14 protein-coding genes and 1 riboswitch are annotated in these 14,718 nt (G+C 38.4%); of the genes, 7 read left to right on the top strand and 7 right to left on the bottom strand.

Features of this window, described 5'->3' with window-relative positions; all coding sequences use genetic code 11:
* Nucleotides 1-634: 634 nt before the first annotated feature.
* Together NOS7107_RS25430 and NOS7107_RS25425 are read right to left on the bottom strand one after the other, a co-directional pair.
* Complete coding sequence (locus NOS7107_RS25430; RefSeq protein ID WP_015115811.1) at nt 635-2,200, bottom strand: CPBP family intramembrane glutamic endopeptidase; 1,566 nt, start codon at nt 2,198-2,200, stop codon at nt 635-637.
* Nucleotides 2,201-2,698: 498 nt separating this feature from the next.
* Nucleotides 2,699-3,082 carry a hypothetical protein gene (locus NOS7107_RS25425; protein ID WP_015115810.1) on the bottom strand — a complete coding sequence of 128 codons (384 nt, stop codon included), beginning with the start codon at nt 3,080-3,082 and terminating at the stop codon, nt 2,699-2,701.
* 420 nt (nt 3,083-3,502) lie between these two features.
* Between NOS7107_RS25425 and NOS7107_RS28835 the strand changes: the two genes are divergently transcribed.
* Nucleotides 3,503-3,643: a hypothetical protein gene (locus NOS7107_RS28835; protein ID WP_157374143.1), complete on the top strand. Its 141-nt coding sequence runs from the start codon at nt 3,503-3,505 to the stop codon at nt 3,641-3,643.
* Here the strand turns inward: NOS7107_RS28835 and NOS7107_RS25415 are convergent.
* A complete protein-coding gene (locus tag NOS7107_RS25415) occupies nt 3,640-4,308 on the bottom strand; it encodes a tetratricopeptide repeat protein (RefSeq protein WP_044501141.1) in 669 nt (222 codons plus the stop codon). The genes NOS7107_RS28835 and NOS7107_RS25415 overlap by 4 nt on opposite strands.
* A 217-nt stretch (nt 4,309-4,525) precedes the next feature.
* Here NOS7107_RS25415 and NOS7107_RS25410 point away from each other — a divergent pair, with 217 nt between their 5' ends.
* Together NOS7107_RS25410 and NOS7107_RS25405 are read left to right on the top strand one after the other, a co-directional pair.
* Nucleotides 4,526-6,490 carry a heavy metal translocating P-type ATPase gene (locus NOS7107_RS25410; protein WP_015115808.1) on the top strand — a complete coding sequence of 655 codons (1,965 nt, stop codon included), beginning with the start codon at nt 4,526-4,528 and terminating at the stop codon, nt 6,488-6,490.
* Nucleotides 6,491-6,551: 61 nt separating this feature from the next.
* On the top strand, nt 6,552-7,229 hold the full coding sequence (locus NOS7107_RS25405) for a hypothetical protein (protein WP_015115807.1): 678 nt from the start codon (nt 6,552-6,554) through the stop codon (nt 7,227-7,229).
* 227 nt (nt 7,230-7,456) lie between these two features.
* On the opposite strand, the gene NOS7107_RS25400 is transcribed toward NOS7107_RS25405, so the two are convergent.
* The 3 genes from NOS7107_RS25400 to NOS7107_RS25390 all read right to left on the bottom strand — a co-directional run bounded on the left by NOS7107_RS25400 (nt 7,457) and on the right by NOS7107_RS25390 (nt 9,784).
* The gene (locus tag NOS7107_RS25400) at nt 7,457-8,515 is read right to left on the bottom strand and encodes an aromatic ring-hydroxylating dioxygenase subunit alpha (protein ID WP_015115806.1); all 1,059 of its coding nucleotides are present in this window, start codon (nt 8,513-8,515) and stop codon (nt 7,457-7,459) included.
* Between the two features lie 390 nt (nt 8,516-8,905).
* Nucleotides 8,906-9,100, bottom strand: coding sequence for a heavy-metal-associated domain-containing protein (locus NOS7107_RS25395; protein ID WP_015115805.1), 195 nt, complete (start codon nt 9,098-9,100; stop codon nt 8,906-8,908).
* A gap of 24 nt (nt 9,101-9,124) precedes the next feature.
* Nucleotides 9,125-9,784, bottom strand: a complete 660-nt coding sequence (locus tag NOS7107_RS25390) for a DUF305 domain-containing protein (protein ID WP_015115804.1) — start codon at nt 9,782-9,784, stop codon at nt 9,125-9,127.
* Nucleotides 9,785-10,319: 535 nt separating this feature from the next.
* On the opposite strand from NOS7107_RS25390, the gene NOS7107_RS25385 reads away from it, so the two are divergent.
* Nucleotides 10,320-10,640, top strand: coding sequence for an RNA-binding protein (locus NOS7107_RS25385; RefSeq protein ID WP_015115803.1), 321 nt, complete (start codon nt 10,320-10,322; stop codon nt 10,638-10,640).
* Nucleotides 10,641-11,112: 472 nt separating this feature from the next.
* On the opposite strand, the gene NOS7107_RS25380 is transcribed toward NOS7107_RS25385, so the two are convergent.
* Nucleotides 11,113-11,562: a molybdopterin-binding protein gene (locus NOS7107_RS25380; protein WP_015115802.1), complete on the bottom strand. Its 450-nt coding sequence runs from the start codon at nt 11,560-11,562 to the stop codon at nt 11,113-11,115.
* A gap of 100 nt (nt 11,563-11,662) precedes the next feature.
* Here NOS7107_RS25380 and modA point away from each other — a divergent pair, with 100 nt between their 5' ends.
* The 3 genes from modA (at nt 11,663) to NOS7107_RS25365 (ending at nt 14,188) form a co-directional block, all read left to right on the top strand.
* On the top strand, nt 11,663-12,457 hold the full coding sequence (gene modA, locus NOS7107_RS25375; RefSeq protein WP_044501139.1) for a molybdate ABC transporter substrate-binding protein: 795 nt from the start codon (nt 11,663-11,665) through the stop codon (nt 12,455-12,457).
* 241 nt (nt 12,458-12,698) lie between these two features.
* Nucleotides 12,699-13,475 (top strand): MBL fold metallo-hydrolase, encoded by a 777-nt coding sequence (locus tag NOS7107_RS25370; RefSeq protein WP_015115800.1) that lies wholly within the window; start codon nt 12,699-12,701, stop codon nt 13,473-13,475.
* Nucleotides 13,476-13,756: 281 nt separating this feature from the next.
* On the top strand, nt 13,757-14,188 hold the full coding sequence (locus NOS7107_RS25365) for a hypothetical protein (RefSeq protein WP_015115799.1): 432 nt from the start codon (nt 13,757-13,759) through the stop codon (nt 14,186-14,188).
* Nucleotides 14,189-14,545: 357 nt separating this feature from the next.
* Nucleotides 14,546-14,705: riboswitch (cobalamin riboswitch) on the top strand.
* The last annotated feature ends 13 nt before the right edge of the window (nt 14,706-14,718 follow it).

Genomic DNA, 14,718 nt, shown 5'->3' with positions numbered 1-14,718 from the left:
TAATCAAGACAAGTGCTTTGTAGCTGAAAACTAGAAAGCTATTTGATGTATGTATTTAATTAGGATTATGACACCAAAGACAGGCGTTTTGCAGATTCGTAAGTATTATTTCTCTGGAGGAGGATAAATACTCAAGAACAGCAAAAAACGGCGATATCATACCATTTTCTACAAGCCCGTTAATGTTATTTCCGGACTTTTTCGATGTGGCTACGATGATGAGATTCCAATTTAGTGAGAAATGTCTAATTAGATACAGATGACATATATCTGTCAATTAGAAAATTACGCCATCTTGGCTTCAGTGAATTTAAGTTACACTGAATACCTTATTTAGTTGTTGTTCGTAACTCCTATCGTTAAGTACTATTATTAAATATTGCCTGCAACACGTAATAAATAGGCAATCAACATCTGAAAAATAGCTTTAACTATCTAGATAGTACTAAATGTCTATCTAGAAATTTTGTCATCTATTTAACAGTAATGATGATATTTCCGTTGCCGTCAATATTGTTAAATTTGAGTCAAAATTCGCTGAATAATTAATTTAGTCATAGCCAGCGAAAAATCATGACCTACGCAGATGAAATCAGATATTTTTTGTTACCGCAACCGTATAACAAATGTTTTATTAATTACCACCACCTAAAAGGAATAGACTAAGTAGTGTGCCACTATTCCAAAGGCTGTGGAGTAGCATAGGAGCGAGGAGATTGCGCGATCGCGTGTAGACTATTCCCAGGACGATCCCCAAGGCGGTGAGTGGTAAAACTTCTGACAAGCTAAGATGAGCGATCGCAAATAATAAACTACTAGCGATAATTGCGCCCCACACTGGTAAGTAACGAGTTAGGGAAGGTAGCAAAAAGCCGCGAAATAAAATTTCTTCAAATAGCGGGGCGGAGATCGCGGCTGTAGAGAAAAATATACCTAGTGCTACTCCATCTTGGCTTTCTAGTGCCAATTGTAATAAAGGATTACTCCCGCCTTGTCCTTGCCAGAGTTTTTGATTAATCAATGACACCACCACAACTATAGGTAAAGCGGTGCAATAACCTCCTAATCCCCACAACCACCAACTATCTCGTAGCTGGAATTTAAACCACAATCTTGGTAGCGGGAAAAATCGTTTGATGGAGAAATACATCACTGAAAGCGCACCCACAGCCACAAACAGGTAACTAATTAACACAGATACAGCTTGTAGGCGCACACCCACAATCGGACGGGGAATAGGTAGTATAGACAACAAAAGGGGAACAAAAATTTGTCCCATAAAGAAAAATCCCACAACAAACACCTGAAGGATAGTTTCCCCATCCCAAGGTGTTGTCCAAACTAAATCACCATTTTGTGCGAGTAACGCTTCTTTCCCCTTCAGCAAGCGTTGTGTCAATAAGAAAATTAGCAGGATTGTCCCGATCAATGCTGCCAAAGCTGGTATCGTACCGATGAGGGTGAGTTTAAATACAGCTTGGGCTGCTGCTGATTGCTGTGCGGCTGTAACTGCTGCTAAAGATTCTTGACGTTGCTGGAGTTGGTATAGCTGAATTAATGCAGTGTTACGGAACCAACCATCTAAATTCTTTTGAATCAACTGTTGGGCGTTGGGTAAAATCCGGGGGGGATTACTCCAGATTCCACTTAAGACAGTAGCTGTATCTTGAAATTCAGTATTGAGTGTAGGCTGTTGTAATTCACCCCAAGTTTTCAAGGCCGTGTCTTGTTGTCCTTGTTGTATTTGTAAAATCCCCAGACGCAAATCTAATTCGCCTAGTAATTGTTGCTGTTGCTGAAGGGATTGCTGTAACTGTTGCAGTGTTACTTCAGGAGAGGCGTTAGTATCAACAGTGTCTTGTGGTAGGGGTTTAGCTGGAGTTGTAATTTTGGGCTGAGAACTGAGCTGTGCAAGTTGGTTTTTAACTTTATCTAGGTTAGCTTGGACAGATTTTTGTGCCTCCTGATATTGCTTTGTAGCATTTTCTAGAGGCTGATCTTCGAGTATAGCTTGGCGAATCACCTGAAGATTATCACCATCTTTTGGTTGCCAAGCTTGGGCTTGCAGTGCAATATTTGTTTGATAAAGTTCCAGACGACTTTGGAACTGGGGTTTTTGCCAACTATTGACGAGAGATAAAGTTGCCAATGCAACTGCTATCACAGTTGAAATTATTAAAACCAATCGTTTGATCGTCATCTATCCCCCTTTAACAAACCAGAACATGCCCCTTGGGAATTATCGCAAGAAAAAGCAGGAGGTGGATAGATATCATCAATATTGTGAGTCTACTTTACAAGGACAGCGATCGCTCTGAGCATCCCACTATGTTAAATGGCAATCTGCGGCACTGCTTCCCCTCTGCTAAGGATTTATCAATACATCCTACTAATCTTTTTGATTTCTGACCCAAGTATGAAGTAATTTGAGCATTTTACTCATGTTTTGACTTTAACTACAAAATCCCCGACTTTTAAAAGTCGGGGATTTGAGCCTATCGATTTTTACAATCAAATAAGATTGCTATATAGTATATGGTTACAAAAGCTTTTGATAAGATTTTACTAAGGTACACTTAGAAAATCTATGAGCCTGATTATTTTCTAAAGCTAAATAAATTTTTTAACGACAGGCTGACGAAGATATGAATTCCCATTGCCAGCTTTTTGGGTAACACTTGCATTGAGAAAATTTAGATTAGTAAACTAAATTACCTGTACCACGCAATTGTCGCAAAGAATTGATGCAATAAGGACAGTCACACTTAAAGATTCTAATTGCAGCATCACTTTCTTCTTCTGTAAAATTCAGTTCTGCAACGTTGGTGTCAGATGGGCTGGATGAAACCACCATAGATTTAGGTGCAGGCGCAGCTTTAGGGTCTCTTTCAGAATCTCGAATACAGACAAAATCTTTTAGTCCGTGGGGATTAGTGATACAGGTACGACCGTCGTCTGTGTGCATTAATCTTTGGGTGAGGTTAACAGAGGCATGGGCTGGATTTATTGCTGCCAATGTAGACATCAAAGAAGTAAAAATTGCCGAACTAGAAAGCAAATTCAGTACTAATTTCTTGTTCATATATTTCCCGATAGAACATCTCTGATTGCCAAGCCTATCCTATTAGTTGTTCTCGGTCAAGATGATGTTGATCATCAATATGAGTTTTTTCTCACATATTGGATTTTTTCTACCATTTTTGGCGAATAATAGCAAAAAGGTGCTTTATTTATCTATCAACCTAAGTAAAGTAATTTTCTATTAAAGATCACGCAATTAAGCTACTAGAGAATACAAATCAACTAAATTAAACTAATGAGTACATCAAAGCTTTTTCTGTCTACCAAAAAACATAAAGATAAAGAATTGCACGGTGGTAAAACATAAGGACTTGTGTTATTCGCTTAATAATCTGTTTTACATAAATAGCTGTCATTATGGGAATAGCAATTTTTTGATGGCGCACCTCATAATATTCAGGTAGAGGTTTCACCTCTGCGAGTGCAAAAAAACGTCGATGTGGAAGGAGTTGCGCCACCATTGTCCATCCGGCTAATTATTTTGTGTTATCTCACAGGGATTATTATCATTGGTTTGTTAGTGGGATTGCAGCTACATCGGAAACTTATTCCCCAAAACTAACGTTGTACCTGTTGAATTAGGGTTTGAGTTTGTTGATAGCTGGCGGTATCACCTTGCTGACGAAAAATTGCTGCTGCTTGCTGGAGATCGGCGATCGCGTTACGCTGATCGCCTAAAGTATATTTAGCCAGTCCACGATTACCGTAAGCATCAGCTAACTGAGGATTTAAGCTAATTGCTTGGTTAAAATCAGAAATCGCCGCTTGGGGATTTTGCTGTTTAAAGTAAGCCAGTCCACGATTGTAGTAAGCATCTACAGACTGGGGATCAATTTTGAGTGTAGCGTTAAAATCGGCGATCGCCTTTTGCAGATTTCCCAGTTGAGCATAAACTGTTCCCCGACTATTATAAGCATCTATATGCTGAGGATTGAGTTGTAGCGCTTGGTTAAAGTCGTCAATTGCTGCTTGTAAGTCTCCCAATTGTGATTTAGCTAAACCTCGCAGACAAAAACCTTCATAAAATTTAGGATTTTGCTGTACTACTTTGTCAAAATCTGTAACTGCCGCACTAAAGTTACCTTGTTCTAATTTTTGCACCCCTTGTTGAAAATATTCCTGAAAATTTATTTGGCTACTTGGTGTTTTTGCATATACAACCGCAGGTGTTGCACCCAACAAGATTGTAATTCCCCAGACGGCAATTTTTTGCTGGATATGGTTCATAATTTCACCCATTTACACTTGCAGTATCAGCTAAATTTCTCCTGTCTCCAAATTTTAACTAATAACTACCAAATCACATACAGTAAATTTATAAATATACTGCAATTCATATTTGATAAAGATTATCTTTCTTAAAATTTCAGCTTGCAAAAATAATTTATTTCTCATAAATTTGAATATACACTCATATATTAAATAAAGTCCGAGATTTGACAACATGCAGAATAAAACACATTCAGAATCTTCCGAGTGTTGTAGTCATGAGCATCATGATAATCATAACCATAATCATGATGCTCATCATAATCATGACCACGGCGGAAAATTCATCCTCAAAAATGAGATATATTCTCTAATTTTGATTGGTGTTTTGTATGTATCTGGGCTAATTTTTGAACAGCAATTGCATAATACACACTATTCTCTTGGCGAATATCTAATTTTTATTCCAGCCTACCTACTCAGTGGATGGAGTGTTTTAAAAACAGCCGGAAGAAATATCCTCCGCGGGAGAATTTTTGATGAAACATTTTTAATGACAATCGCTACACTAGGCGCTTTGGCAATTCATAAATTACCCGAAGCTGTTGGTGTAATGTTGTTTTATAAAATTGGAGAATTATTTCAGGATATTGCCGTTAGTCGTTCTCGCAACTCGATTAAAGCTTTACTAGAGATACGCCCAGATTATGCCAATCTTGAGACAGGTAGTGAAGTACATAAAGTATCTCCAGAAATAGCAAAAATTGGAGATATTGTTATTGTTAAACCAGGAGAAAAAAATCCTTTAGATGGTGAAATTATTACCGGAAATTCTCAGATTGATACATCTGCTTTAACAGGAGAATCTGTACCGCAAATTGTGAGAGTAGGAGACACAATACTAGCTGGGACAATTAATCAAGTCGGCTTGCTCAGAGTTAAAGTTACAAAACTCTTTCATGAATCTTCTATTGCCAAAATTTTAGACTTGGTGCAAAATGCTAGAAGTAAAAAAGCAGAAACAGAGAAATTTATTACCAAGTTTGCTCGTTATTATACGCCAATAGTTGTTTTCATCTCTCTGGTAGTAGCAATATTACCACCTTTATTTATTCCGGGAGCTACATCTTCAGAATGGGTTTACAGAGCTTTGATATTGTTAGTGATTTCCTGCCCTTGTGGGCTAGTAATTAGTATTCCGTTAGGATATTTTGGCGGGATTGGTGGTGCAGCAAAACGTGGTATTTTGATTAAAGGCTCGATGTTTTTAGATACTTTAACTACAGTTAAAACAGTAGTTTTTGATAAAACAGGCACTTTAACAAAAGGCGTATTTCAAGTAGTAGAAATTATCCCCTTTAATGGGTTTTCTGAACCAGAACTTCTAGAATTAGCAGCAAAAGTAGAATCTCACTCCCATCATCCCATTGCCCTATCAATTAGGAAAGAATATGGTAATAGTTTTGATATATCGGAAGTTACAGATTATGCAGAAATAGCAGGTTATGGAATTAGGGCAAAGGTAGGAAATAAACTAGTGTTAGCGGGAAGCGATCGCCTATTACATCACGAGCAGATCAACCATGATATCTGCAATGTAGAAGGTACAGTTGTCCATCTAGCAGTAGATAATATTTACGCTGGATATATCATCATTGCTGATGAACTAAAACCTGATGCAAAAGCAGCTATTCAAGCACTGAAAAAAATAGGTGTAGAAAGAATAGTCATGTTAACAGGAGATAATCAGGCGATCGCGGCGCGGATTTCTCAACAACTTGGCATAGATTCCTATATTGCTGAGTTATTACCCGAAGAAAAAGTCTCTGCAATTGAAAAGTTACTTAGTCCCAAAGGTAAAAATGGGAAAGTCTCCTTTGTTGGTGATGGGATTAATGATGCACCTGTAATTGCTAGAGCCGATGTAGGTATGGCTATGGGTGGTTTAGGCTCAGATGCAGCCATCGAAAGTGCCGATATAGTCATCATGACAGATGCTCCCTCCAAAGTAGCCACAGCAATTCAAATTGCCAGAAAAACCCGCACAATTGTTTGGCAAAATATTAGTTTTGCCTTAGCAATTAAAACTGCATTTATTGGCTTGGGTATTTTAGGTGTAGCCACAATGTGGGAAGCTGTATTTGCTGATGTTGGTGTGGCTTTGCTGGCAATTTTTAACGCTACTAGAGTAATGAAATAAAAGGGAACTGTCAGCAATAGGAGTCGTCAGTTTAACTCCTACTACTCAATAGAGAAATACAGTGCATCTACCAATTAAAAACATAACAACGGCTGCATTCGCTTTATTAATCACCTACTCAGCACACCCAGCTGTTGCGCTACCCCAAAATAACTCTCATCATTTCACCGTTGCACAATCACAACCGTTCAAGGATACCTTAATTATTCCTGGTGAACGAGTTGGGCCGATTACACCTACAACTACCAAAAAAGATTTAGTCAAACTATTTGGTGCTTCTCGCTTAGTTGATAAAACTATTTCTGGCGCGGAAGGAATCGGTAGTTTTGCCGCGACTCAGCTAAACTTAGGTCGAGAGCGATCGCTTTTAGTCGTTTGGAGTGATAACACCCGGACTAAACCGCTAGATGTGCGTAATTTAGGAACTGCTTGGAAAACCCGCGAAGGTATTGGTGTTGGTACTCCGTGGCGTGAGTTACGCCAAAAATTAGGCAATTTTAAACTGTATGGACTGGCTTGGGACTATAGCGGGACGATTTTGCTAAACAGCAGCAAACTATCCTCCTATCAGGGTAAACTCATCCTGCAAGTAGATGCTGCGCCTCATGCTGACCAAAAATATCCTCATCACTATCGTGCTGTATTAGGTGACAGCACCTTTTCTTCTAGCAACCCTCACTGGAAACCTTTAGGAATGAGAGTTTCACAGATGATGGTCTTACTTAACCCAGAGCAGTAGCAATACACATTAGTCCGAATTAAAATCTTAACGCTTGATCAGCCAGGAAAATTGGCATCTCAGATTAATCAGTGTCTATTTATACCATTTTCTATTTCGGAAATCGCTATACTTATCTCTAGGTTCTACCTGGGAATGATGAAGTGGCTTTGCCACTTCTTTTTATTTGAGCCATAGCCTAGAAAAAAGCAAAAAGTTGACTTTAACTTTCGAGCTTTCAGCATTACTTAATCATTAACTAAATCATCACGCCATTTATTGGGGTTTTCTTGAGGTTCAACCTCGCGCGATCGCGCTAACTGCCAAGTTTCCCATGTCAGGGGTTTTTGTCTTTCAACATGGTTGATCAGTTGCATAATAGACTGATCCGCCTTAATCGGAGTCTTAAAATCAAACCGGATTGTGCGAAAAATTCTGTTGTCACCCTTAACAAAGTTTTGACCAAAAAGCTTTACTAGCCCTAGTACAACTTGATTAAATAACTTTCCAAAAATTCCTTTACGTTTTTTCATCATTATTATAGTCTGTCCTTCCGTTTTACCACCTTCTATAAGACGCAGGGCAAACATCAGATGTAAACTAAAAAAATCAAACCCAAGACTTAAGATAAAAGTACTACCATACCAATAACAAATATTGTAATTAATCGTTTTTTTGGATATAGTACGAATCAGTCTTTTAAATGTATAATCTCCACGTATATCTGTAGTGTTGGTGAAAATAATGGCATTTTGACTATATTCCTCTTTGTCAAAGATAATTTCTAATGGCAGTTTGTGGATTGTATTAAAATGTTGAGCATCAATCGCATTCATCATCACTATATTAGGATGACAGTTTTTCAGAAAGTGAAAACCAAAAGCAATATCAAACTTATCTTGCTCTAATTCAGGCATAAATGGTAGTGGGTGTTGTGGTGTTTCCCCAGTCCAAATCCAAATCATTCCATATTCTTCATTTGTGGGCCAAGTTTTTAATTTAATAGGTAGCGGCTCATATAAACATGGAACTTCTATACATATTCCTTGAGCATCAAATTTCCAATGATGGAAAAAACAGCGTAATTCATTACCTTCCACTTTGCCTTCAGCCAGATGAGCACCCATGTGGGGACAGTAAGCGTCGCAAATAACTACCTTTTTATCTTGACCACGATAAATTACTAAATTTCTACCTAAAATAGTAATAGGTTTTACCTCACCTATTCGCAGATTTTGAGATGGCATTACCCAATACCAGCCCTCAATAAAACGCTCTGAATTATTAAAAGTTTTAGGTTTACGCATCTAACTAAAATTCTGCGAGTTAACATTCGTTTGCACGTTTCACTAGCAGTGAAGCGGTTCCTCTAGGAATATCATGTTAATCTCATAAAAACGGTTATTTTTAGTACTAGCTAAAATTTGAATTTAATTAATTAAGTAATACTCTGTATACACAGGTAAATAGAATAGTAAATTTTTGACTGAATAATATAAGCCTGCATGATAAACAACTCCAGTATTATCAGCAATTGCAAAACTGAAACTACGGAAAATACCAATCAATTTAAAAATATTTCGATTTAATAAATAATTGGAAAATTTGGTTTTTCATAAAAATAAAGGTTCAAAGAAATTCATCTTTGAACCCTTACTCTAACTGCTACAATAAGTCTATTAGTTTCTCATTAAGAATTAGTCTGGGGGGTAGCCAGCATCAGCTAAAGCATCCTTGATTTTTTGCTCAGAAACTTGAGTCTCCACACTAACAAGCTTAGTTGTCGGATCGGCTTGAACGATCGCACCAGCATCAACTGTTTTCACAGCATTGGTAATATTGTTGGCACAAGCAGAACAAGCCATGTTGGGAACGGTGAGTGTAAGTGTCATAGATTTAGGATTTGAACGATAAAATTATTTAGACCAAGCTTGATACCATTGCTGCATCTGTTGAATTTCCGCAGTTTGGGACTTGATGATAGCTTCAGCTAAATTGCGAATTTCTGGATGAGTAGCATTATTTGCTACCATCTTGGCCATCATTACTGCTGACTCATGGTGTGGAATCATCTGGCGGATAAATTCCTTGTCGAAGTCAGAGGCATTTTTTAATGTCTCTAAATTCATCCCCATACCCATCATTCCTGAGTGCATGGACATTTCCGGCATATTTTGGCCTCTACCATGAACCATTCCCATACCAGTTTTGGGAGTAGCCGGAACTTCCGCGCCATACCATTGTTTGTACCAAGCTTTCATTTGGTCAATTTCTTGATTCTGGTCGGCTTTAATCGCAGTAGCCAGCTTTTTAAGCTCAGGATGTTGTGCCTTTTGCAAAGCTAGATCTGCCATCTCTACGGCTCCCTGATGATGAGGTATCATCATTTCGATGAAGTGCTGATCTACTTGGTGTGTCCCAGCCATTTTGTGTGGGATGGAACTGGTTGTGCCACAAGGCAGAGATTGTAAAGAACGCTGTTGCGCGGCTCTGGTAGTGTAGGTAATGGATAAAGCTGTAATAGCACTACCTGCGAATATACCTACCAGCCCATAAATTGTTGATTTGCTTAACATACTGTTCTTCCTTTTTTTCAAAGGAACTATGTTTGTTCTCCTTGGTACATCCTGTTAACAGTCAACCAATTTTGGATTTTAGATTTTAGATTAAAAAGAAAATCTGAAGTTAATCTAAAATTGCAAATCCAAAATCGAATGACCTAGAGGCTACGCCAACAATTCCGTTAGACCTATCGTTAAAATCTAAAATTCGGTCAATAACTAGACTCAAATTTATCCTAGACTCTCCAGCCGCATGGAGAATCTAGGAGAGTTTACAAGTTGTTACATTGATCAAATTCTGATTGGGCGATCGCCATAGTGCAAGTTAACCCAAAGCTACGGAGGATTGGGCGATCGCTAGTTTACATATCTTTATATTACAATTTTTCTATTTTTTCCCTAACATGGACATTTTGTGTAATGATGAGGTGTGAGAGTTAATTCGGCGATAGCGTTTGTTTTTAGTATTGATAGGCTTTTTCCTCTTGGTATTTACAGACTTCTCCCCGAAATCTAAATCTCTGCAAACTTGCGATTTCGGATTAAATTTATGTCAATTTACGTAGGTAACCTCTCTTATGAAGTTACACAAGATGCTCTGAACAGTGTATTTGCAGAATATGGTTCTGTGAAGCGCATTCAGATACCTACCGACCGTGAAACAGGTCGTCTACGTGGCTTTGCCTTTGTAGAGATGAGTAGCGATGCGGAAGAAACCGCTGCTATTGATGCACTTGATGGTGCTGAGTGGATGGGTCGTGACCTTAAAGTTAACAAAGCCAAGCCCAGAGAAGATCGTGGCTCCTTTGGTGGTGGTGGTGGTAACAGAGGAAACGGTGGTGGTGGCTATGGTGGCCGTAACCGCTACTAAGTTAAACCCTCTAAAAAAATAGTGTTGAGATGAATACATAATCTCAATTGACTAATTGAAAAAAGGCTCAAGTTTTAGCACTTGAGCCTTTTGTTTTTGGTAATTTTATTTATTAAAAAATAATTAGTAAATTTTCTTTCTCTGGTGAAACTGAGCTTGTGAATTTTCAGTAAGCATTGTAAAAATATCGCATTTTCAGCCCAGAAGTCTATGAAATATAAGCACCAATGATATTTTAAATGTAGTTTTGGCAGAAAGTTTTTGTGATGTATGACCTCAATCAATTCACACTCAGAAATATGTATGGATATTGTTTAGGATCACGCCAGTCAGGGAAGAATACTGAGTATTGAACTACTATAAATAAAAGTTTTCTAAGCTGTTGGTAGGCGTTTAATTCAAACTTAAACGCCTATTTAAGTTAAGCTCCTAATACTCTTTATCTAATGCTTTCTCTGTAATTTCATCATCTTTATTCTTTAGCAATCACAATATCGTTAGATTTAATCACGGCATAGGCTTCTTCTCCCACAATTAACCCCAACTCTTCTACAGATGTTCTAGTAATCATTGAAGTTAGCTCAACTTTGTGAACAATTTCTAGTGTCACCTCACAATTAACAGCCCCAGTTACAACTTTTTTCACCACACCCTTAAGAATATTCCGGGAGCTAACTTTTAAAGCCTTCTTGGGACTACTAACTTCTGTAGTAGGTATTGCCAAATTTTCCTGATTTACCTGTGTAATAGTTTGTTTGGTTGGTATAGAAGCTTGTGATGCTTGGTGCTTATTAAGACCACGTACTAGCTCCCGTAGAATCTCGGTTTTAGTGCGTTGTGAGTCCTGGCAAAACTCTTCGAGAATTTTCCGTTCCTCTTCCGATGTTTGAAATGTGATCCATCCTTGTTCTTTTCTTGGCATAATGTTACCAATTCAGTTGGTAAAGACTGGAATGACGCTCGGTATGATCCTACCAAGCGCCATCAAATTGCAGAAGAATCTATTGCTAAACCATCTTTCTATGAAAAGAAGACAAATTCTTTCCTTTTTTGGCACAGCACTAGCGAGTTTGTTACTTGCTGTTTGCTCAACATTCATTGTACCTTCTGTTGTTACGGCACAGTCGAACGCCACTTTACTTGTGTCGGCGGCTGCTAGTTTAAAAGAAGCACTAGAAGAAATTAAACCGATTTATCAACAAAGTAAACCCAATGTCAATATAAATTATAACTTTGGGGCTTCTGGAGCATTACAACAACAAATTGAACAAGGCGCGCCAGCTGATATTTTTATCTCTGCCGCTAAAAAGCAAGTAGATGCTTTAGAACAAAAAGGGCTGTTGCTTCCCGGTACACGCTCAATTTTGGCAAAAAACCGCCTTGTCTTAGTTGTACCCAAAAATATTACTGGCATTACCAGCCTTTACAATCTCAAAGAATCTAAAATCAAGCGCATCGCTATTGGTGAACCAAGAAGCGTTCCGGCTGGCCAATACGCGCAGCAAGTTTTACAAAAGTTAAAAATTTGGTCGCAAATAACTCCTAAACTGGTTTATGCCAAAAACGTGCGTCAAGTTTTAGCTGCGGTTGAAAGTGGTAACGCTGATGCAGGGTTAGTTTATGCTACTGATGCTAAAATTTCTGACAAAGTAAAAGTAGTTGTGGCGGCTGATGAGAAATATCACTCGCCAATAGTTTATCCAATGGCTGTTCTCAAACGGAGTAAGAATACCAGTGCAGCCAAGGAGTTTAGTCAATTTTTATCAAGCAGCGCAGCTAAGGCGATACTCAAAAAATACGGCTTCATACTGCCTTGAAAAAGTGCTGAGTAAATCTAAAGTGTTTCATCTGTAGGACTGACACAAGCAAGGGAAAAATTAAGGTTTGGGTCAGGGTGTAGGTATTCAAAACCCTTACGCTCCTATGCCCTGGCTACTGAGCCGACTTCGCTCGATTACCGTGCAGCAGTTCGCTAATGAACAATAACCAAAAACTAAGGTGAACACCAGCCTCTAAATCATCCGTAATAATAAAGGCAGGTATTACTTTGGTTTGGTTATGTATTTAACTTGGTTAGACAACAATAGTTGGTTGATGGAAATTGGTGGTCAAAGCATACTAGTTGACCCTTGGTTAGTTGGCGAGTTAAGTTTTGGCTTAGATTGGCTGTTCAAAGCTTCTCTCAAACAAGAAAGATTAATTTCAGAAGATATCGACTTGATATTGTTGTCTCAAGGTTTGCCAGACCATGCACATCTGCCAACATTGAAGCAACTTGACCGCAAAATTCCTGTAGTGGCTTCTCCTAACGCTGCCAAAGTTGTTCAGGAGCTAGGTTACACTTCTGTCACCTGTTTAGAGCATGGTGAAAGTTTTACTTTAAATAATCAAGTAGAAATTAGGGCTTTGCCAGGTTCTCCCATTGGCCCTACTTTGACAGAAAATAGTTATCTGCTGAAAGAATTAGCCACTAATTTCACGCTCTACTATGAGCCACATGGCTATCATTCACCACAACTCAAACAATTTGCACCTGTTGATGTCATAGTTACGCCAACAGTTGATTTGGCATTGCCATTAGTTGGGGCAATTATTCGCGGTACAAACAGCGCTTTGGAAGTCTCTAAATGGTTGGAACCGCAATTTATCTTACCTACAGCGGCAAAAGCAGATGCAATCTATGAAGGGTTAATGGTGAATTTTTTAAAGGCTGTGGGTACAGATGAAGATTTGCGTGCTTCCCTTGAGAAAAATAATCTGACAACTCAGGTGCTGGAATCTCAACCCGGCGATCGCGTGGAATTAGCTTTAAAAAAGCGTGTCGTAACCTGCTAAAATTTATATAGGCGATCGCATATTGTCACAGCATGAATACAGCGATCGCTAACCATAGCAAATAGGAACGCACAAAACTCACAGCCAGATTTTTCATCAATTTTGATATTCAGTATATTTTGATCAACTTTTTCCGGAATTTAGGAAACCCCAACTGTAGTTATATTTCACAATTATATCTTCATCTGAACTAAGTACAGCAGGTCTGAAGTTATCAAACATAAATGTCAGTACTAGTGAGTACTTATTCTAACTTTTAAATCTAACGGGATTATAAACTTATGAGACTTTCAAATTTAACAGCTTCCCTTCTTACCATTGTTTCTATGATTTTTACCGCAGGAATTGCGACGGCTCAAACGCCTACGGATAACACATCTGCGAATACTAAGATAGCTAATATTACAACACACGGTCAAGTAATTACTACAGCTATTAACTCTTATATGTCTCCTAGTAATGTTAATACTGTCCGGGGAATACAACCTTTTAATCTTGTTTATCTGGCTTATCAAGGTAATCTCAAATCACAAGGTATTCCGAGTGGTAGCACACTGATATCTCAGCACCAAATAGGTAATTTGAATGCAAAAGATTTAGTTCAAGCTGCTGTTAAAGCAAAAAAACTACCAAATCAATTTCTGCACGATTATACTTATCTCAGTGCGGTTGATGTACAACTGTCATCTTTACAAAAGACTTTTTTGCGTTAATTAATACATAGCAATTCTATCTCATCTGTGAAAATAACAGGCCTTTATAACCCCGATTTCTGGAAAAAGTCGGGGTTATTGTTGTTTATGAATGATTGATAATCAAGCCTTTTATTCCAATACCGTTCAGTTAAGACTAAAAACCAATTCTGGCGTAGGTTGGGTTGAGGAACGTAGACACGCTCCGCGCGGCTTCTCGAAGCGTAACCCAACAAAGTATGCTCGGATGTTGGGTTACGCTATCACTCCACCCAACCTACTTTTCTGCTTAACTGAACCGTATTGCCCTTTATTCAGCCATACCTTAATTTTCAGGATGGGGATTTACTCATTCCTTTTCCAAAAAATGCAGATGATATAATAAACAGAATATTCGGTTTTGGTGGAGATCAGCCACCAAAGGTAACGGGGAAAGTTCGGTGGAAATCCGGCACTGTCCCGCAACTGTGAAGGAAAGACAAAAAACTGAAAATTAACTTTCCAAGTCAGGATGCCCGCCGAAGTATACTAATAAGTCCAACACATCTGCG

It is taken from the genome of Nostoc sp. PCC 7107, from assembly GCF_000316625.1.
GTDB lineage: Bacteria > Cyanobacteriota > Cyanobacteriia > Cyanobacteriales > Nostocaceae > Nostoc_B.
The sequence above is the reverse complement of the archived record's forward strand: the minus strand, read 5'-3'. Positions and strand labels throughout refer to the sequence as shown.

Bases quoted from the DNA above. Each gene is read 5' to 3' on its own strand.
- NOS7107_RS25430 (WP_015115811.1), bottom strand. From the start codon at position 2,200: ATGACGATCAAACGATTGGTTTTAATAATTTCAACTGTGATAGCAGTT.
- NOS7107_RS25425 (WP_015115810.1), bottom strand. From the start codon at position 3,082: ATGAACAAGAAATTAGTACTGAATTTGCTTTCTAGTTCGGCAATTTTT.
- NOS7107_RS25415 (WP_044501141.1), bottom strand. From the start codon at position 4,308: ATGAACCATATCCAGCAAAAAATTGCCGTCTGGGGAATTACAATCTTG.
- NOS7107_RS25410 (WP_015115808.1), top strand. From the start codon at position 4,526: ATGCAGAATAAAACACATTCAGAATCTTCCGAGTGTTGTAGTCATGAG.
- NOS7107_RS25400 (WP_015115806.1), bottom strand. From the start codon at position 8,515: ATGCGTAAACCTAAAACTTTTAATAATTCAGAGCGTTTTATTGAGGGC.
- NOS7107_RS25395 (WP_015115805.1), bottom strand. From the start codon at position 9,100: ATGACACTTACACTCACCGTTCCCAACATGGCTTGTTCTGCTTGTGCC.
- NOS7107_RS25390 (WP_015115804.1), bottom strand. From the start codon at position 9,784: ATGTTAAGCAAATCAACAATTTATGGGCTGGTAGGTATATTCGCAGGT.
- NOS7107_RS25385 (WP_015115803.1), top strand. From the start codon at position 10,320: ATGTCAATTTACGTAGGTAACCTCTCTTATGAAGTTACACAAGATGCT.
- NOS7107_RS25380 (WP_015115802.1), bottom strand. From the start codon at position 11,562: ATGCCAAGAAAAGAACAAGGATGGATCACATTTCAAACATCGGAAGAG.
- modA (WP_044501139.1), top strand. From the start codon at position 11,663: ATGAAAAGAAGACAAATTCTTTCCTTTTTTGGCACAGCACTAGCGAGT.
- NOS7107_RS25370 (WP_015115800.1), top strand. From the start codon at position 12,699: ATGTATTTAACTTGGTTAGACAACAATAGTTGGTTGATGGAAATTGGT.
- NOS7107_RS25365 (WP_015115799.1), top strand. From the start codon at position 13,757: ATGAGACTTTCAAATTTAACAGCTTCCCTTCTTACCATTGTTTCTATG.